Genomic DNA, 16,740 nt, shown 5'->3' with positions numbered 1-16,740 from the left:
CAGAACACCCAGCACATGGGCCTCCGGAGGGGTGGCGAAGGGGCGCGGCGGGCCGGGGGGGGGCGGGGGGGGGGGGGGGGGGGCCCCCCCCCCCCCGGGGGGGGGCCCCCCCCCCCGGGGGGGGCCCGCCCCTCTCGGCCTGCCGGCCCGTGAACCGGTCAGTTGTGGCCGAAGCGCTTCTGGTGCTTGCGCGCGACGTCCGCCGGGCTGCCCTGCGCCTGCGACTGGGGCTGGGTCTGCGACTCGTACGCCGTCGACTTGGCCTCCTCGGCGCCCCGCTCCGCGGCCGAAGCGCGGTCCTGCTGGCTGCCCTGCTTGCGGTTCTTGTTCTTCGCCATCGTGATGCCTCCTGTGGAGGCTCTGGGGGGTCCAGAACCGCTGTCAGACTCACATATCACCACAAAGGACGCATGTTGGATCATTACCGAGCGTAGTAGGCGAGGTATGATCCGCCGTTCCCCGATCCGCCACGCCGATGATCGAGTTCCGGACCTTAACCCCCGTGCCGTCGGGCAGACTCGAAGGAAACCCTGAGTAAGCGAATCCCGGGCCGGCGGACGCACCCCCCATGTCAGGGGCCGCTGATCCGCTCCCGAATTGGAAGAGGGTGGAACGCGTGGACCGTTGCGTCGTCCTGGTGGACGCCGGCTACTTGCTGGGCGCAGCCGCGAGTCTGCTGGCCGGAGAGCCCGCCCGTTCCCGCATCACCGTCGACCACGCGGCCCTCATCCAGGGCCTGCGCGAGCGGGCGGAGGCCGATACGGAACAGCCCCTGCTGCGTATCTACTGGTTCGACGGCGCCCCCGACCGCGTGCCGCAGCCCGAGCACCGCCGGCTGCGCGTCATGCCCCGGGTGACCGTTCGGCTCGGCGCGCTCACCCGCAGTGACGGACGGTGGGCGCAGAAGGGTGTGGACGCGGCCATGCACGCCGAGCTGACCGAGCTGGCCAGGAACCGCGCCTGTTCCGACGTGGTGCTCGTGACCGGCGACGGTGATCTGCTGCCCGGGCTGATGTCCGCCAAGGAGCACGGCGTCGCCGTCCACCTCTGGGCCGTGCAGGCCGCCGACGGCGACTACAACCAGTCCGAGGACCTCGTCGCCGAGGCCGACGAGCGGCGGGTGCTCGACCGGGCCTGGATCACCAAGGCCGTACGGGCCAAGGAGACCGGCGGCGTCTGCGCGCCCCCGCCCGTCCCGCGCCCCGAGATCGCCGCGATCCTGTCCGCGCCGCTGCCGGAGGCCGCCCTCGCCGCCTCCGCCGAGCGGGCGTCCGAGGCCCAGGCCGCCGCGGCCCGTAACGGCACAGGCACGGCGGACACGGAAGCCGCCCCGCACCCCGCACCGACGCCCGGGCACAAGGGCGTCCCCACTCCCAAGGACCTGGCGAGCCTGCGCGCACCCGCAGCGGGGACCGCGCAGCAGACCGCGCAGCCGCCGGCCGCCAACGCGACGCTGCGCTGGTCGTCCGACAAGGGCTGGGTCGAGCGCGGCGGACCGCTCGGCGAACCGGCCGAGACCGCGTCCCTGCCGACCCTGGCCCAGCTCACCAGCGCGGAACAGCGCTGGGCGGACCGGGAGGAGGACATCACCACCGTCGGGGGTGACCCCTTCGAGGTCGGCCAGGTCTTCGCCCGGCGCTGGATGGAACGGCTGCCGGAGACCGTCCACCTGCAGAAGCTGTCCACCATGTACCCCCGCATCCCGCACCGCATCGACGGGGAACTCCTGAGGTACGCGGCCCGTTTCGGGCTGCTGGCGCACAAGGACGACCAGATCGACGAGCACGACCGCTATGCCATCAGGGCCGGGTTCTGGCGCGAGATCGACGTACGGGCCGCCGCCGAGCACGCTCCCGCGGGGGAGTGAGCGGGGCGGCGCTGCCCGGCCCCGGACGCAATCCGGGGCATCCGACCCCGTAGGCTCATACCTCGTGAGTACGGGCACAGCACAGGCTACGGGCGCAGCGCAGGCACAGACCGGCACCGTGTGCGCGGTGCGTGACCTGGTCAAGACCTACCCCGCCGTCCGCGGCCGACGAGGCCGCGCCGGCACCCCCGAGGTGCGCGCCACCGACGGGGTCCGCCTCGATGTCCGGCGCGGCGAGATCTTCGGACTCCTCGGACCCAACGGTGCGGGCAAGTCCACGCTCGTACGCCAGCTCACCGGACTGATGCGCCCCGACTCCGGGAGCGTGGAGGTGCTGGGACACGACCTGGTGCGCCACCCCGAGCGGGCCTCGCGGCTCATCGGCTACCTGGGCCAGGAGTCCACCGCCCTCGACGAACTGACCGTGTCGCTCGCCGCGGAGACCACCGGGCGGCTCAGAGGCCTGCCCGTACGGGAGGCGCGCGCCGCCCGCGACGACGTACTCGAGGAGCTCGGGATCACCGGCCTCGCCGGACGCCCGCTGAAGAAGCTGTCCGGCGGACAGCGGCGGCTCGCCTGCTTCGCCGCGACACTGGTCGGCGAGCGCCCTGTGCTGGTGCTGGACGAGCCGACGACCGGCATGGACCCCGTCGCCAGGCGCTCCGTCTGGTCCGCCGTCGACCGGAGGCGTGCCGAGCACGGCGCGACGGTGCTGCTCGTGACCCACAACGTCATCGAGGCCGAGACCGTCCTGGACCGGGTGGCGGTCATGGAGCGCGGCAGGGTCATCGCCTGCGACACCCCGTCAGGGCTCAAGGAACGGGTGGCCGGCGAGGTGCGGGTCGAGCTCGTGTGGCGCGAGCGCGCACCGCTGGACGTCCCGGAGGTGGCCGCGCTCCGCGAATCCGCGCAGGAGTCGGGGCGCAAGTGGGTGCTGCGGCTCGGACCCGACGAGGCGCGGGCCGCGGTCGCCGCGGTGACCGGCGGGGCGGCGTTCTCCTCGCTCGACGACTTCACGCTGGCCACGCCCAGCCTGGAGGACGTCTATCTGGCGCTCGGCGGGGACGCCGCCAGGGCCGAGGGACTGGTGAAGGCGTGAGCAGGACGGTGAACGTGTCGCGAAACGTGTCGGAGTCGGACGGGAGCACTGCCAGGTGACGAGCATCGTTCCCACGGAGTCCGCGAAGATGACCGGGCCGAAGGCGCGGGCCTCCGCCGTACGGACCGGACCGCCCGCCCGCACGGCCCCCGCGGCCCTCGCGCCCCGGGCCAGGCTGCTCCCGTCGCTGGCCGCCGTCTACCGGGCGCAGCTGTCGCGGGCGAGGGTCGCGCGCATTCCGCTGCTGTTCGTCGCGACCTTCCAGTCCGTCGGGATCATGGTGCTGATGCGCGGGGTCGTCGACGGAGGCGCGGAGGCACGCGCCGTCGTCGCCGGCTCCAGCGTGCTGGTCGTGGCCTTCGTCGCGCTCAACCTGCTCGCCCAGTACTTCGGCCAGCTCCGGGCCGGCGGCGGGCTCGACCACTACGCGACGCTGCCGGTACCGCCGGCCGCGGTGGTGCTGGGAGCGGCCGGCGCGTACGCCTCGTTCACCGTGCCCGGCACGATCGTCACGGCGGTGGCGGGCAGCGTGCTGTTCGGACTCCCGATGACGCACCTGTGGGTGCTCGTCGCCGTCATCCCGCTCTCCGGGGCCGCGCTCTCCGGCCTCGGCGCCGCGCTCGGGCTTCTGGCGCCGCGGCAGGAGGTGGCGACGCTGCTCGGGCAGCTGGGCATGTCTGCGGCACTGCTGCTGGGCGTGCTGCCGGCCGAGCGGCTGCCCGGCCCGGTCGGGTGGGCGCGCGATCTGCTCCCTTCGACCTACGGCGTCGAGGCGCTGACCCGGTCCTTCGACGCCCACCCCGACTGGGCGGTCGTCGCCCTCGACCTCGCGGTGTGCGCGGCGGTCGGTGTGCTCTCGCTGGCCGTGGCCACATGGGCGTACCGGCGTGCGGCGGTCCGGTGAGGCGGCGCACACGTCCGCCTGGCACGATGGCACCGTGACCGCACCGTTGACGCCGCCGCACCAGCCCCAGCCGAACGACCCCTGGCAGAGCCCGCCCGCGGGGTCGCACGTCCAGCCCGGCGAGCAGCCGGGGCCGGACGAGCGGCGTGCGGAGCTACGGCAGGCCGCGGTGATCGCTGTCGTGCTGACGGTGGCGGGTGTCGGCCTCGGACTGCTCTGGCTGTGGCTGGCGCCCCGGGTGCCGCTCGTCTCCGACGACACCGCCGTGTTCCTCAAGAACAGCGAGGGCGAGGAGGCCATCGGCGCCGACGGCACGTTCGTGCTGCTGGCACTCGTCTTCGGCCTGGTCTCGGCGGCCGTCGTGTTCCTCCTCCGTCGTCGCGGGGGCATCCCGCTGGTGGTGGGCCTCGCCCTGGGCGGGCTGCTCGGCTCCCTGCTGGCGTGGGGGATCGGCACCTGGTTCGGGCCGACGTCCGATGTGGTGGCCCATGCCAAGGAGGTCGGCAAGGGGGTCACCTTCGACGCGCCGCTGGAGCTGCACGCGGTGGGGGCGGCGATGCTCGCCTGGCCCATCGCCGCGATGATCGTCCACCTGGGGCTGACGGCGCTGTTCGGGCCGCGGGACCCTGAGCCGGAGTGGGAGAGCCCGTACGGGGCGCCCCGGGCCGAGGCGGGGGACGGGGCCGCCTCCGGTGCCCCCGAGTGGCCGGCGGCAGAGGGCGGCCGGCCGGCGGACAAGCAGGACCCGGGCCGGCCGTAGCAGGCTCCGGACACGGTCGCCTGTCGGTGTCGGCGGCCGGAGACCCGTGCTCCGCGGCCGGGAGGTCGCCCGTACGGCGGTGCGTTTCCTGCCGAAGCAGATGATTCGGGTGGTGTCGCCCCCGGACTCCGCGGCGCCGCTCGACCACTGAGTATCGCCCCGGTGTCGACCGGAGGGGCGGAGCCGGACGACACCCTTTCGAAGGATGGGGAACCGGCCATCGCACACCCTTGCGAATTCTGAATTCCCCCTTCCGCTCACGCATTCTGCCCAGTTCGGCACCGGTATTCGCAGGGTCGGGCGTGAGGTGTTCGGAACACCCTTCGAGCTGTTCGGAGCGCCCTTTCAGCCAGAAAGGGTGAGCGCCATTCTCAAAGCGGGAAGTCCCCGGCTAGCCTTTTTCTCGGCGCTGTGGGAATCAGCCTGCCGCGCTCCTTCCGTTTTCAGGAGGAATTATGGGCGAGTCACGCAACGAGCAGACCATCCTCGACGAAATCGAAGACCTCGACAGCCTGGAAGTCCTGGAGGCCGAGGACCTGGACGAAAGCGTCGCCTTCCACGCGTTCCGCTTCAAGAACTGACCGAAGGACCGACGCAGGCCTGCCGTCGGCCGGTGAAACCGCCGGTGGCAGGCTCCTCGAGAAAGGTCTCGCGTCCCCGGTGAGAACATATCTTCAGCTGCTCGGAAATCGGCGTTTCGCCGGGCTCTGCCTTGCGCAGGCTGTTTCTCTGCTCGGTGACGCATTCTTTCCGATCATTGTCGTCGTGGCGGCGGCACAGTCGGGAACGACAGCGGAGACCATCGGAGCGGTATTCGCCGCCCGATTCATTGCACTCGGCGGTGTCGTCCTCTTCAGCGGGGCGCTTCTCGACCGCGTCAACCCCGTCGCCGCGGCGGTCACCGCGGACGCCACCCGCTTCCTCGCGCTCATCGCGCTGGCCCTCCTCTGGGACGGCCGGCTGGACGCCGTCGTTCTCGGCGTCGCCGTCCTCATCGGCCTGTGTGAAGCCGTGAGTGAACCGGCCCTGCTGCTGATCACTCCGCAGGTGCTGCGCAAGGACACGCGCGCGGCCAGGAAACCTGACGGAGGAACCGGCGCGCCTGACGGCTCCGGCAGTGCCGACCCGGAGGAAGCCGCAGTCACCGCCGCGTACGGCCTTCTCGAAGGCATGCGCAACACCTCCGGCATCGTCGGCCCCACCCTCGCCGCCACGCTCGTGGCCGTGCTCAGCTCGTCGGCGGGAGCCGTCGCCGCCGCCGTGGCCTTCGGTGTGTCCGCGGTCGTGACCCGTTGGGCGGGGGCCCGTTACGCCGCACGCCCCGTACCCGACAGCCCCGCGAGGACCGGACCGGCCGAACCGGCCGGCGAGGCCTCCACCGAGCCCTCGACCGAGCCCTCCACCGAGCCCGATGAGTCACTGCTGCGGTCCGCCCTCGGCGGGCTCGCCGTGCTGTGGCGGGTGCGGTGGCTGCGGCACGTGCAGATTCTCGCCGTCGTCCACGTCCTGCTCGCCGTCGGACCGTGGATGGTCGCCCTGCCGGTGTTCCTGCTGGAAACGGGACACAGCGCGACCGTCTACGGCTTCGTGCTCGGCTCCTTCGCGGTGGGCACCGTCGTGGGCGCACTGGTCGGCGGCCGCGTCACCGGCCGGAGCAGGGGCCTGTACTCGCTGGCGCTGCTCGGCCTCTTCGGCGTGACCGTGCTTGCACCTGTGGCGACCGGATCGGTGCTGCTGCTCACCGCCGCGTTCGTCGCGGGCGGCATCGGCCAGCAGGCGTTCGACGTCGTCAAGATGGCCGGACTGCGCCGGGAGGTGCCCGAGAGGCTGCACGGCAGGGCGTTCTCCGCCGACTTCTTCTTCTCCTTCGCCTCACTGCCCCTCGGCCAGCTCTTCGGCGCGGTGCTGCTCCGCTTCGCCGACGCCCGCACGATCATGCTGTGGGCAGGCGTCCTCGTCCTGGTGACCACTGCCGCCGCGATGCTCAGCCCGGACGCGCGCCGCTTCTCCTCGGTGCCCCTGCCGGCCCCCAGGACGCCCCCCGCGCCGGCGCAGGCCGCGCCGCTTCCGGAAAGGGTGCGGGATGCAGGGACGAGTTGACCTGTTCGAGGAGCACGGCGAGGTCGCGGCGCTGTGGCCGCAGAGCCCCTACCGCGACCGCACCGTCGTCTGCTTCGACCGCCACCTGGACCTCAAGCCCCTCGCCCCCGGCGGGGAGGAGGCCCTGCGCGCCGCGGCCGGCGCCGGGACGTCGCCCGCGGAGCTGCTGCGCCGGTTGCCCGTGCGCGGCGTGCCCGGCGCATTCGGGCTCGACGACTTCTGGTCCGCCGCCGCCCTCTCCGCGGGTCTCACCGACCTGGTGTGGGTGCCGAGCTGGGCCTCGTACGCGGGCTGGGAGAGCAGGGCGGTGGACTGCGTGTCCCTCATCGCCACCGGCGGCGCCCCGGCCGACCCGCGGACCGGCGAGTGCTGCCTGGCGGTGACACTGTGCGGGGTACGGCTTTCGGTCGTACCGCCTGATCTCCTCACCCGCCACCTGGACCGGCATGTGACCGGAGACGTCGTCACCGACATCGACCTGGACTGGCTGATGGACGAGCACGGCAGGCCTGACCACTCCGTCGACGACCTGGCCGGCCTGGTCGCTGCCTGCGGGGGCGAACTGTCCGCGATGACGTGGTCCACCCGCTCCGGGTTCCTGCCCGGCGAGTTCCGCGGAGTCGGCCCGGACGTCGCGGAACGGCTGGGGCTGCGGGCCCGGGAGTCCTCCTTCCTGCCCTCCACCCCGTGGCCGGAGGACCTGATGCTGTGCGTCCACCGGGGCGCCGGGTCCCCCGCCCACGACGGGTCCGAGGCGGAGGGCAGGGAGTCCGGCGCCGAGGATCCCGCGTCAGGAGTGGCGGTGGCCCTGCGCGGCCTGGTGAACGCCTCCGCGAGTCCCGCGTGGGCCCAGGAATGCTACGAGCGGGCGGCCGCCCAGGGGTACCGGTCGAGCTGGCTGGCGTACAAGATCGGCGCGGCGCACTACGCGGGGGGCGATCACAGCGCCGCGAGGGACCGACTGCGCGAGGCCGTCGCGCTCGACCCGCGCGACACCCTCGCGATGCACGCGCGTGTCCTGTCGGCCCGCGCCACCCTGCGCCTGGAGGGCCCCGGCGCCGCGCTGGCGGAATTCCGCGCCGTGGCCGAAGAGCTGCCGCTGCGCGCCGGGGTCTGGCGCACCGTCCGGGTGCTCGCCGAGGCGCGGGGCGACCCGGAGAGCGCAGGGGCGGCACGGGACCGCCTGGACCTCATCGAACGGCTGACGCGGGCACGGACCACCGGGCGGAGCACGGGAGGGGGATGAGCGATGAGCGACGTACTGCTGGTGATGCCGCCTGTGAGCGAGGCCGTTCAGTTCCCGTACCTCGCGCTGCCGCAGCTCGCCGCCGCCTGGACGGCTCAGGGCTACCGGGTCCGCACACTCGATCTGAACCTGGAGTACCGCGCCCGAGTCCTGCTCCGCCGTCACGAGCCGTCCGCCGCGGAAGACCCGGTTCCCGGCGCGTCGGCGCCGAGCGCGGGCGAGATCTACCGGACCGTCAGTGAGCGTTACCGGGCCCGGCACGGCACCCGGCTCCTGGAGACCGCCCGCGACCGCTCCACCGGTTTCGCCCAGGAAGCGGCCATCCAGGCGTCGGTCCGCTACGTCACCCAGCAGGCCTCCCAGGATGGCTGGATCGTCGACGGCCCGCTGCTGCTGTCCGAACTGGACAGGTACGTCGACGCCGGCCGCGAGAGCTGGTCGGCGTGCTGGTGCGCCGACCGCATCGAGGAGCTGCTGTCCGACGACCCGCCTCGGATGCTGGCCTTCTCCGTGCCCTTCTTCAGCCAGCTCGTCCCCGTCCTCACCCTGTGCGTGCTGCTCAAGGAACGGCGCCCCGCGCTGCGGATCGCGCTCGGCGGACCCACCGTGCAGATGTGGGCGGCACCGCTGCGCCGGCACGTCACCGCCTCCCACGCCGTCGACCACTGGTGCCTCGGCCACGGCGAGAACTTCCTCACCCGCGTCCTAAGCTCCGGCGACCGCGTTCCGGGGGCGGGCGAGAGGAAGGGCACGCGAGAGGACACCACCGGCGCGGGCGGCGTCGGGCGGGAGCGGACGGGGCTCGCGGACGGCTTCGTGCTGAGCGAGCAGCCGATGCCGGACTTCGCACCGTTCGACTTCTCCGTCTACACCAACATGGCCCACCAGTTCCCCTACCGGCTCACGGTCGGCTGCTACTGGGGGAAGTGCACCTTCTGCTCGTACGGCAACCGCTACCGCGACGCCCGTGCCTTCCAGCAGATCGACCCGGAGGTGGCCGCCGGACACCTGGTGGCGCTGTCCGGCCGGCTGGGGATGACCGATGTGGCGGTCACCGACGAGAACACCGGACTGCGCCATCTGCTGCGCGTGACGGAGGCGGTCCGCCGACGCGGCGCGTCGCTCACCTTCCGGGTCCGGGCGCGTCTGGAACGCGAACTGGCCGACCCCGCCTTCTGCGAACGGCTGCGCGCGGCGGGCTGTGTACAACTGTCGACCGGCTTCGAGACCGCCCACCAAGGCATCCTCGACTCCCTGCACAAGGGCCAGGACGCGGCGCACGCGGAGCGCGCCGTACTCAACCTCACCCGGGCCGGGATCGTCACCAACCTGTCGTTCATGGACGGCTTCGACCACGACGACGCCCTCCAGGGCTCCCGTGAGACGGTCGAGGTGGTGCAGCGTCACCCGGCGGACCTGGGCCTGGACACCATGCAGCTGGTCGTCGCCGAGCCGGGCAGCTACCTGTGGGCCGGCCGGCGGCGCCAGGACGACGACGCCTACCTGATCACCAACGAGGGCCTGGCCTTCGCCGGCGGCCGGGTCGGCGGTGCGCTCCTCGAGGACACCGCGACGGAGGAGGCCAGGCAGCGGCTGCTGCGGATGACCGTCGAGGCGGTGCCGGACGCCGAACGGGCCGTCCGGCCCGACCTTTCGCCGCGCGCGCGGGACCGGCCCGCGGCGGGGACGGCGGCCACCGGGCCGGCGCTGCGGGCCCGGCCGCGTTTCGGAGTGGCGCTCGACTCCGTCCGTACACGCTGGTTCCTGGCCGACGTCGCCTGGCCACGGATGGCGGCCGTACCCGCGGGCGTGGAGCGTACCCCCGGCGGCGGCCTCACCTCAGAGGAGCCGGGGGCGCGCCGCTGGCTGGCGCAGATGGTCGACAAGAGGCTGCTCGTGCTCGACCCACCGGAAGCGGAGAGTGCCTGATGGACAAACTGGGGCTCGGCCTGGGCATGGACCTTGTCTGGGGCGAACGCATCGGATTCGAGAAGACAGGGGAGGGCCGCCCGACCGACCAGGTCGCGGCGTTCCTGCGGCGTAACGCGCAGACGTACGACTACATGTTCGTCGCCTTCCAGCCCATCGACTACGGCCCGCTCACACCCGAGCGCTACTTCCCCGCGTACGACGGCCTCTTCACCCTGTTCGGAGACGGCCGCCCGCGCGCCTTCCACCACACCCTGCTCAACACCGGCTCCCCGGAGCGGTACGAGCGGTCAGCCGTCGCGGACTTCACCAACGCGCTGGTCGAACGCTACGGATTCCGCTGGATCATCGAGGACCTGGGGATCTGGTCGCTGGGGGGCCGCAGCCTGCCGTACCCGATGCCGCCCGTACTGACCGCGGAGGGGCTGCGGCGCTGCGTGGCGGGGGTCGCGGAGTGGCGCGAGCGGCTGCGGGCTCCACTGTCCGTGGAGTTCCCCGGCTTCACCGAGGGCGGCAGCTTCCTGGTCGGCACGCTGGACGCCTTCGCGTTCTTCGACACCGTCGTCCGGGAGACGGGCGTGCACGCGACGATCGACATCGGTCACATCCTCGCCTACCAGTGGCTGATGGGGCGCACCGGAGCGCGCATGCTCGACGGTCTCGAGGCCCTGCCGCTCGACCGCTGCCACGAGGTGCACCTGTCCGGCTGCCAGATCGTCGACGGACGCTTCCGGGACCTGCACCACGGCGTGCTCCTCGACGAGCAGCTCACCCTGCTGGAACACCTGCTGCCGATGATGCCGCGGCTGACCGGAATCACCTACGAGGACCCGAAGTTCACCGCCGACGGGGTGCTCGTGCCCAAGTCACGGCCGAACGCGGAGCGCCTCTTCTCCCTCGTACGCGACTGGAAGGAGACCGCCCATGCCGCATGAGGCCACCGCGGTGGACCACGCGGACGACGCGTACGACGTGAAGGGCGGGCCGGGCCCGGGGGACGCGGCCGAGGCCGGGCGGCACGGACGCATCCTGGGCGTCCTCGACCGGCTGCTGTACGACCAGCGGTTCCGCTCCGCGTTCGCCGCGGAGGGCCCCGGCGGCATGCGGCCGCCGCTCGACGCGGACCTGGTCGAGGTCTTCGACCGGGTGGACCTGACGGAACTGCGGTTGGTCGGGCGCAACATCCGCTCGGCGGTGGTCAGCGGAGGCACGGGAACCGGGCAGGGACTGAAGGGGGCCTTTCCGCGCACCCTGGAGACGATCCAGGAGCGCCACGGCCACGGGACCAACGCGGTGGCCGAACTCTTCCTCGCCTCACCGCAGTTCCAGCACTTCCGCGACGTGCCCTACTCCCCCCGGGGGCGTGGCCTCTCGCTGCCCGAGTGTTTCCACCGGTTCATGGCTGCCGGACCGGCCTTCGACCCCGAGTGCGCTCTTGAGCCGCTCGCGCACCACGAGGCCGCCTGCGCCGTCGCCCGCGCGATCGCCACGGGCGCGGAGGCCACCTTCGACGTCACGCTGCGCGACTCGGCCTTTCACGGAGGCACCTTCTGCGCCTTTCGTGACTACTCCGAGGCGCCCGCCGGCTGGGACCTGCGCCCCACGATGTTCCTCGCGGGTGCGGGGCGCTGCGTCATCGGCCCGGCCGGACGCCCCCTCTTCGACGCGCTGACCTCCGTCCTGGCCGGTCACGACGTGGGTACGCCACCCGACGTACGGGCGAAACTGCTTCAGCGACTGCGGGCCTGGGGGCTGCGATGACCACACGCATTCTGCCGGAGGCGGACCGGTTCGACCTGGACCTCTTCTACCGCGAGCACTGGCGCCGCCGCCCGGTCCTCTGGCGCGGCTGCGGCCCGCGCTTCCTGGCCCCCTCCCTCGACTGGCCCGACATCGAGGCGTTCGAGCGCCGCCTCGAAGGGACACCGCAGGAGCCCGGGTCCGGAGCACAGGTGCGGCGGCGGCCCGACGGCACGGTGCTCTTCGTCAACCAGGCGCAGCACACCCTGCCGGAACTGGCCGACGCCTGCGCGAAGCTGACCGACCTGTTCGGCTGGGACGAGTGCACGGCGGACCTGTCGGTGACCCGGGGCCGCGGCGCGGGAATCGGCTGCCACTTCGACCACAGTGACAACTTCGTCGTGCAGCAGCGGGGTTCGAAGACCTGGCTGGTGGGACTGCCCGAGGACACCGCGCCGGAGCGGCAGCGCAGCCGCATGCTGGAGACCAAGGGCTTCGTCCCCTCCGGCCGGCTGCCCGAGGAGCCGCTGCGCGCGGAGCTGCACCCCGGCGACGTGCTCTACCTGCCGCTGTTCGCACCGCACGAGGGCGTGGAGGGGGACGACGGTGAAGGCTCCGTCAGTGTCTCCTTCTCCTACAACGCGCGGAGCGCGCTCTCCCAGCACCTCAAGCCCCTGCTGAGCGCACTGTCACAAGAAGCGGCCTGGTGGCAGCCGCTGCCGCTCGGCGCGCCCGACACCGAAGGGCTCGAGGACGCGTTGCGACGAGCGCTGCGGGCGGTGACGGACGTGCCCTCGCCGTGACCGACGTCCTGGCCGCGGCGTTGGCCGCGGCGCGCCTGGAGCTGGGGCCGCGGGCACGGATCGTCCCGGACGAGCAGGACGGGCTGTGGCGGGTGCGCATCAGCCTCGGTGCTCCGGACCACGGCACGACGCCCCAGTGGGGCGCCGCCGCCTACGACCCGCCTTTCGTGGCAGGACAGGTACGGCAGGGCGTACGGCAGCTCCTCGACGACCAGGCGCTGCTGCGGCTGCGCTCACCGCTGACGGAGCCGGTGACAGGACCGGCGCTGCTGTCGCCCACGGCAGCCGGGGTACTGGCGCACGAGTGCTTCGGGCACACGAGCGAGGCCGACAACTACCTCTCCGACGGCGGCGCCCTCGGCCGCGTCCTCGGCGAGCGCTGGACGCCGGCCCCGCTGACCGTACGGGACCGGCCCGGGGCCCGTCCGTACGCGGGCAGCTACGCGCGCGACGACGAGGGCACCGCCGCGCGGACCGTCACGCTGCTGCGCGAGGGCTACTGGACGGGGCTGCTCACCGACCGGAGCACCCGTGCGCTCAGCGGCGGCCGCAGCACCGGGCACGGCCGGGGCCGCGGGGGCGCGGTCGTCCCGCGCTGCAGCGTGCTGGAGGTCGCGGCCGGCCGGGACACGGCGCAGGTGCTGCGCGGCCGGATGGGCGACGGCTGGCTGCTCGGCACGGCGATAGGCGGCTTCTCCGTGCGCGGACACCTGATCCTGGAACTGCTGTGGGCGCGCCGGGTACGGGCGGGCCGCGTGACCCGGGAGATCGTCGGACCGGTGGCGATCTGCGCCCGTAAGGCCGCGCTGGCCGGCCGGATCACGGCTGTCGGTGACGACGTGACGGTGCACAGCTCGCCCTACACCTGCGTCAAGGCCGGGCACGAGGTCGGCTCGACCCTCATCAGCCCGTCCCTGCTGCTCGACCGCTGCGTCCTGCGCCCGCTCGCGGACGTCGAACGGCTGCTGACCCGCCCGGGGGCTCCGCGCGTACCCACGCCGAGCGGGACCGGTGGCGATTCCGCGGGCGCTGCGGCACCCGCGTAGCACGGTGCGTTTCGGCTTCAGGCCGTTTCCGTCCCGGGGACAGGGGCAGGCGACTGGGTGAGCACCTACGGAAAGGACCGACATGAGCGCCGGAGAGAAGAGCAAGGCCAAGACCGAGCAGATCGTCGGGAAGGCCGTACGCAAGGTGGCCCACGCGGTCGGCGACGACACCACCGCGGCCAAGGGAGCAGCCCTGGAGGCCCGCGGCAAGGGCCGGGACACCAAGGAGAAGTCGAAGGGCGCCTTCAAGCGCTGACCACGTGCCGGCGGAAGCGGTTCACGCTTTCCCGGCCCGTCGCGAACGGCGTCAGCGGGGTGCGCCGGCAGCGCACCGCACACAGGTCGTCGCTGCCGGACGCACCTCCAGACGGCCCGGTGGGATCGGCTCACGGCACGCCTCGCAGCGCCCGTAGTCGCCTCGCTCCAGCCGCTCCAGGGCCCGGTCCACCTCCTCCAGGTGGTCCCGCGCCCGGTCCAGCAACGAGGCGACATGGGCCCGCTCGAAGGCGGTGCTGGATCCCTCCGGGTCGTGTTCGTCGTCGACCGCCACCAGCGCGTTCGCCTCGACGATCCCGTCGAAATCACTCTGCAGCGCCGCGAGCCGGGACTCCGTGGAGCGGCGTTCCGCGAGCAGTCGCTCCCGGGTGGCCGCCAGGCCGCCCGGTCCGCCACGTACAGAAGAAGAAAACTCATTCACCTGTGCGGAAACGGTCGTGCCGGGGGTCCGCATTCCGCGAACCTCACGTGCCGCGGGCTTCCCCGCTACGTCCGGCCGACCGGGGCCAGGGTGGCGTCCGTCAGAGTGGCCAGGTCGGAGGGGGAGAGCTCGACCTCCAGGCCCCGTCGCCCCGCCGAGACACAGATCGTGGGATACGACCCGGCCGACGCGTCCAGGACCGTACGCAGGCGCTTGCGCTGGCCCAGTGGGGAGATGCCTCCCCTCACATAGCCCGTGGTGCGTTCGGCCGCCGACGGGTCGGCCATGGCCGCACGCTTGCCGCCCACCGCCGACGCCAGCGCCTTCAGGTCCAGGGATCCCGCCACGGGGACGACCGCGACGACCAGCTCACCGTCGACTTCGGCGACCAGGGTCTTGAAGACGCGGTCGGCGGATACACCGAGCGCTTCGGCCGCCTCCTCCCCGTACGACGGCGACGAGGGGTCGTGGTCGTACGCGTGGACCGTGAACGCGGTGCCGGCCGTGGTCAGGGCGACCGTGGCCGGGGTGGAGCCGGACTGCTGTTTCCTGGACTTCTTCGCCACCGGGGCCGGTCCTCGGGTCAGTTGGGGTACGTGGGGTCGCGGGTCAGCTCGGACGCCGGGAGAGAGGGCAGGTGCCGGATGACGGCCGTCTCCCGGCGCAGGAGCGCCAGCTCCTCGCGCAGCCGGGTCGCGGTGTCCGGCGCCTGGAGCAGCCGCTGCTTCGTCGGGACGTCGAGCACGGCGGCGGCGGCCACGAGATACGAGACGACGGACGGGTCGTCGGGCAGGTCCGCACCGGTCGTCAGGGAACGCTCGCTCGCTCCGGCCAGCCGTTTCTGGTAGCTGCGGAAGGCGCGCAGCACGCCCTCCGAGAGGGCGCCCGCCTCGTCCGTGGGCGAGTCCTCACCCTCGGCGGCCCCAGGATCCTCGGGCAGTTCCTCGACCTCGGCCGTGAGGAACGGGCCGCTCGCGTCGACGGAGAGCAGCCGGACCCGTGTGGTGCCGGTCGCCAGGACCTCGTAACTGCCGTCGGCGCGCTCACGGATCTTCGCCGCGTCGGCCACGCAGCCGACCCGGTGGAACGTCTGGATGGGATCGGGCCCGAAGCCGTCGCCCGGAGCCCGCTCGGCGGGAGGCGCGGTGGCGACCGTGTCCGGCATGCCGGTGGCCGTCGGGGCGGTCTCGCGGCCGTCGCGGATCGCGACCACCACGAAGCGGCGCGGTTCGTCCTCGTCGATCTCGAGCAGGTCGCGCATCATGGCGCGATAACGCTCCTCGAAGACGTTGAGCGGCAGCACGAGGCCGGGGAACAGCACCGCGTTCAGCGGGAAGAGAGGCAGGCGAGCGGTGGTCACAACGGCCAAGCCTAATGGCCGCGGCGCCCGCCGTGTTCCGGCCGCCCGCACAGGGGGGTGGAAGAGGCCACCCGGAGCCGGACATCGGCCCGCGCGTCGAGGAATCCGCCGAGCGCCTCCCCGGTCACCGAGGCCCACGGGAACGAGGTCGCGTACGGCCCGATCAGCCGGAACTGCTCCAGCGCCTCGGCCGCGCGGCCCCGTGCGACCAGGACGTAGGCCAGCAGGTTGCGGACCTCGGCCGGCCAGGGATCACCGGCGGGGAATCCGGCCGAGAACCGGATGGCGAGGTCGGCGGCGGCGTCGATCCGGTCCGTCTGCACGGAGTTCGCCCGCGCGGACGCCTTCTCGTCCCGCAGCAGGGCGAAGGCCGCCCGCACGGGGAGGGCCTGCACCAGGGAGTCCCCGGCGGCGTCCTCGGCCGCCCGCTCGGCAAAGTCGAAGCACTCGCGGTGGGAGCCGTACCACTCGGCCGAGAGATACCGGAGAGCGGAGACATGGCTGCCGTAGTGGTGCGGGGAGCGGCGGACGGCCTGCTCCCACAGCGACTCGAAGACCGTGTGCGAGGCGTGCGTGCCCCGGGCGTGGTCGAGCGCCAGCCGCCACGGCACCGGGTCGTGGGCATCGGCCTCGGCCGCCGCCGTGATCAGCGGCCCGACCTCGCGCAGCAGCTCGGCGTGGGCGGGGGACTCCCAGGCACGGCGCACCGCCAGCGCGGCCTTGACGAGCAGGGCGTCCGGGTCGCGCGGGGCGGCGGCCAGCCAGCCGGTGAGCCAGCCGTCGCGACCGCGTGCGAAGGCGACCAGCCGGGCCAGCGTGCGGTCCCGGGCCTCCCAGTCGGCGGAGTCCCTGGTGGTGGCGAGGAGCTTGGCCGCGGGCTCGAAGTCTCCGAGGGCCGCCGCCACCAGCGCGGGGGAGAGCCGTTCGTCGGGGGCGTCGAGCATCACCGCGTCGTCCGCCGGCAGCCCGGCGGTCAGCCCGGGGCCGTACCGGAACGTGCGCGCGGTACTCAGCAGTGCGCGGAGGAAAGCCATGGTGCAGACCATTGAAAAGCCCTGGTGAGGGCTGCGCCAGAGGGCCTCTGTGAAGCTTCTGTAGCGAGTGGAAGGGTTGCCCTGGGCGGGGTCAAGAAAGGGCAAAGGAAGCGGGTGCGAGTGGCGCGATTCCGACCGTACGGTTGCCGATAACC

Annotated in this window: 18 protein-coding genes; 13 read left to right on the top strand and 5 right to left on the bottom strand. The window is 73.0% G+C overall.

The window, feature by feature from the left end:
• Nucleotides 1-158 precede the first annotated feature (158 nt).
• Nucleotides 159-338: a hypothetical protein gene (locus ACIQM3_RS22640; RefSeq protein ID WP_099176222.1), complete on the bottom strand. Its 180-nt coding sequence runs from the start codon at nt 336-338 to the stop codon at nt 159-161.
• 269 nt (nt 339-607) lie between these two features.
• Between ACIQM3_RS22640 and ACIQM3_RS22635 the strand changes: the two genes are divergently transcribed.
• The 13 genes from ACIQM3_RS22635 (at nt 608) to ACIQM3_RS22575 (ending at nt 13,750) form a co-directional block, all read left to right on the top strand.
• The gene (locus tag ACIQM3_RS22635) at nt 608-1,867 is read left to right on the top strand and encodes an NYN domain-containing protein (protein WP_401626992.1); all 1,260 of its coding nucleotides are present in this window, start codon (nt 608-610) and stop codon (nt 1,865-1,867) included.
• A 118-nt stretch (nt 1,868-1,985) separates the two neighbouring features.
• Nucleotides 1,986-2,966: an ABC transporter ATP-binding protein gene (locus tag ACIQM3_RS22630; RefSeq protein WP_401627438.1), complete on the top strand. Its 981-nt coding sequence runs from the start codon at nt 1,986-1,988 to the stop codon at nt 2,964-2,966.
• 55 nt (nt 2,967-3,021) lie between these two features.
• Nucleotides 3,022-3,870, top strand: coding sequence for an ABC transporter permease (locus ACIQM3_RS22625; protein WP_401626990.1), 849 nt, complete (start codon nt 3,022-3,024; stop codon nt 3,868-3,870).
• A 34-nt stretch (nt 3,871-3,904) separates the two neighbouring features.
• The gene (locus ACIQM3_RS22620; RefSeq protein WP_401626989.1) at nt 3,905-4,630 is read left to right on the top strand and encodes an ABC transporter permease; all 726 of its coding nucleotides are present in this window, start codon (nt 3,905-3,907) and stop codon (nt 4,628-4,630) included.
• A 455-nt stretch (nt 4,631-5,085) separates the two neighbouring features.
• Nucleotides 5,086-5,211, top strand: a complete 126-nt coding sequence (locus ACIQM3_RS22615) for a hypothetical protein (RefSeq protein ID WP_393755593.1) — start codon at nt 5,086-5,088, stop codon at nt 5,209-5,211.
• A gap of 184 nt (nt 5,212-5,395) precedes the next feature.
• Complete coding sequence (locus ACIQM3_RS22610; RefSeq protein ID WP_401626987.1) at nt 5,396-6,730, top strand: MFS transporter; 1,335 nt, start codon at nt 5,396-5,398, stop codon at nt 6,728-6,730.
• Entirely contained in the window at nt 6,714-7,976 is a 1,263-nt protein-coding gene (locus ACIQM3_RS22605; protein WP_401626985.1) for a tetratricopeptide repeat protein, read from the top strand. The genes ACIQM3_RS22610 and ACIQM3_RS22605 overlap by 17 nt, the downstream gene beginning before the upstream one ends.
• Nucleotides 7,977-7,979: 3 nt before the next feature.
• Entirely contained in the window at nt 7,980-9,905 is a 1,926-nt protein-coding gene (locus tag ACIQM3_RS22600) for a B12-binding domain-containing radical SAM protein (protein ID WP_401626984.1), read from the top strand.
• Nucleotides 9,905-10,840 carry a DUF692 family multinuclear iron-containing protein gene (locus ACIQM3_RS22595; protein ID WP_401626982.1) on the top strand — a complete coding sequence of 312 codons (936 nt, stop codon included), beginning with the start codon at nt 9,905-9,907 and terminating at the stop codon, nt 10,838-10,840. Before ACIQM3_RS22600 ends, ACIQM3_RS22595 begins: the two co-directional genes overlap by 1 nt.
• The gene (locus ACIQM3_RS22590) at nt 10,830-11,666 is read left to right on the top strand and encodes a hypothetical protein (protein ID WP_401626980.1); all 837 of its coding nucleotides are present in this window, start codon (nt 10,830-10,832) and stop codon (nt 11,664-11,666) included. Before ACIQM3_RS22595 ends, ACIQM3_RS22590 begins: the two co-directional genes overlap by 11 nt.
• Nucleotides 11,663-12,448 (top strand): JmjC domain-containing protein, encoded by a 786-nt coding sequence (locus ACIQM3_RS22585; RefSeq protein WP_401626978.1) that lies wholly within the window; start codon nt 11,663-11,665, stop codon nt 12,446-12,448. Before ACIQM3_RS22590 ends, ACIQM3_RS22585 begins: the two co-directional genes overlap by 4 nt.
• On the top strand, nt 12,445-13,494 hold the full coding sequence (locus ACIQM3_RS22580; RefSeq protein WP_401626976.1) for a metallopeptidase TldD-related protein: 1,050 nt from the start codon (nt 12,445-12,447) through the stop codon (nt 13,492-13,494). The genes ACIQM3_RS22585 and ACIQM3_RS22580 overlap by 4 nt, the downstream gene beginning before the upstream one ends.
• An 82-nt stretch (nt 13,495-13,576) precedes the next feature.
• The gene (locus ACIQM3_RS22575) at nt 13,577-13,750 is read left to right on the top strand and encodes a hypothetical protein (protein WP_401626975.1); all 174 of its coding nucleotides are present in this window, start codon (nt 13,577-13,579) and stop codon (nt 13,748-13,750) included.
• Nucleotides 13,751-13,801: 51 nt separating this feature from the next.
• On the opposite strand, the gene ACIQM3_RS22570 is transcribed toward ACIQM3_RS22575, so the two are convergent.
• From ACIQM3_RS22570 to ACIQM3_RS22555, 4 genes are all read right to left on the bottom strand, one after another.
• Nucleotides 13,802-14,191 carry a TraR/DksA family transcriptional regulator gene (locus tag ACIQM3_RS22570; RefSeq protein ID WP_401626973.1) on the bottom strand — a complete coding sequence of 130 codons (390 nt, stop codon included), beginning with the start codon at nt 14,189-14,191 and terminating at the stop codon, nt 13,802-13,804.
• Between the two features lie 65 nt (nt 14,192-14,256).
• Complete coding sequence (ybaK, locus tag ACIQM3_RS22565; protein WP_401626971.1) at nt 14,257-14,757, bottom strand: Cys-tRNA(Pro) deacylase; 501 nt, start codon at nt 14,755-14,757, stop codon at nt 14,257-14,259.
• Between the two features lie 17 nt (nt 14,758-14,774).
• Entirely contained in the window at nt 14,775-15,551 is a 777-nt protein-coding gene (locus tag ACIQM3_RS22560) for an LON peptidase substrate-binding domain-containing protein (protein ID WP_401626969.1), read from the bottom strand.
• A gap of 11 nt (nt 15,552-15,562) precedes the next feature.
• Nucleotides 15,563-16,597 carry a hypothetical protein gene (locus ACIQM3_RS22555; protein WP_401626968.1) on the bottom strand — a complete coding sequence of 345 codons (1,035 nt, stop codon included), beginning with the start codon at nt 16,595-16,597 and terminating at the stop codon, nt 15,563-15,565.
• Between the last annotated feature and the right edge of the window lie 143 nt (nt 16,598-16,740).

Origin of the sequence: Streptomyces sp. NPDC091271, from assembly GCF_044757505.1 — a bacterium.
Classification (GTDB): domain Bacteria; phylum Actinomycetota; class Actinomycetes; order Streptomycetales; family Streptomycetaceae; genus Streptomyces.
Note: the sequence above shows the minus strand (reverse complement) of the source record. Positions and strands in the feature narration are given on the sequence as shown.

What these genes read in the sequence shown, in the direction of transcription:
- ACIQM3_RS22590 (WP_401626980.1), top strand. Translation starts at nt 10,830, where the DNA reads ATGCCGCATGAGGCCACCGCGGTGGACCACGCGGACGACGCGTACGAC.
- ACIQM3_RS22575 (WP_401626975.1), top strand. Translation starts at nt 13,577, where the DNA reads ATGAGCGCCGGAGAGAAGAGCAAGGCCAAGACCGAGCAGATCGTCGGG.
- ACIQM3_RS22585 (WP_401626978.1), top strand. Translation starts at nt 11,663, where the DNA reads ATGACCACACGCATTCTGCCGGAGGCGGACCGGTTCGACCTGGACCTC.
- ACIQM3_RS22555 (WP_401626968.1), bottom strand. Translation starts at nt 16,597, where the DNA reads ATGGTCTGCACCATGGCTTTCCTCCGCGCACTGCTGAGTACCGCGCGC.
- ACIQM3_RS22640 (WP_099176222.1), bottom strand. Translation starts at nt 338, where the DNA reads ATGGCGAAGAACAAGAACCGCAAGCAGGGCAGCCAGCAGGACCGCGCT.
- ACIQM3_RS22615 (WP_393755593.1), top strand. Translation starts at nt 5,086, where the DNA reads ATGGGCGAGTCACGCAACGAGCAGACCATCCTCGACGAAATCGAAGAC.
- ACIQM3_RS22595 (WP_401626982.1), top strand. Translation starts at nt 9,905, where the DNA reads ATGGACAAACTGGGGCTCGGCCTGGGCATGGACCTTGTCTGGGGCGAA.
- ACIQM3_RS22605 (WP_401626985.1), top strand. Translation starts at nt 6,714, where the DNA reads ATGCAGGGACGAGTTGACCTGTTCGAGGAGCACGGCGAGGTCGCGGCG.
- ACIQM3_RS22600 (WP_401626984.1), top strand. Translation starts at nt 7,980, where the DNA reads ATGAGCGACGTACTGCTGGTGATGCCGCCTGTGAGCGAGGCCGTTCAG.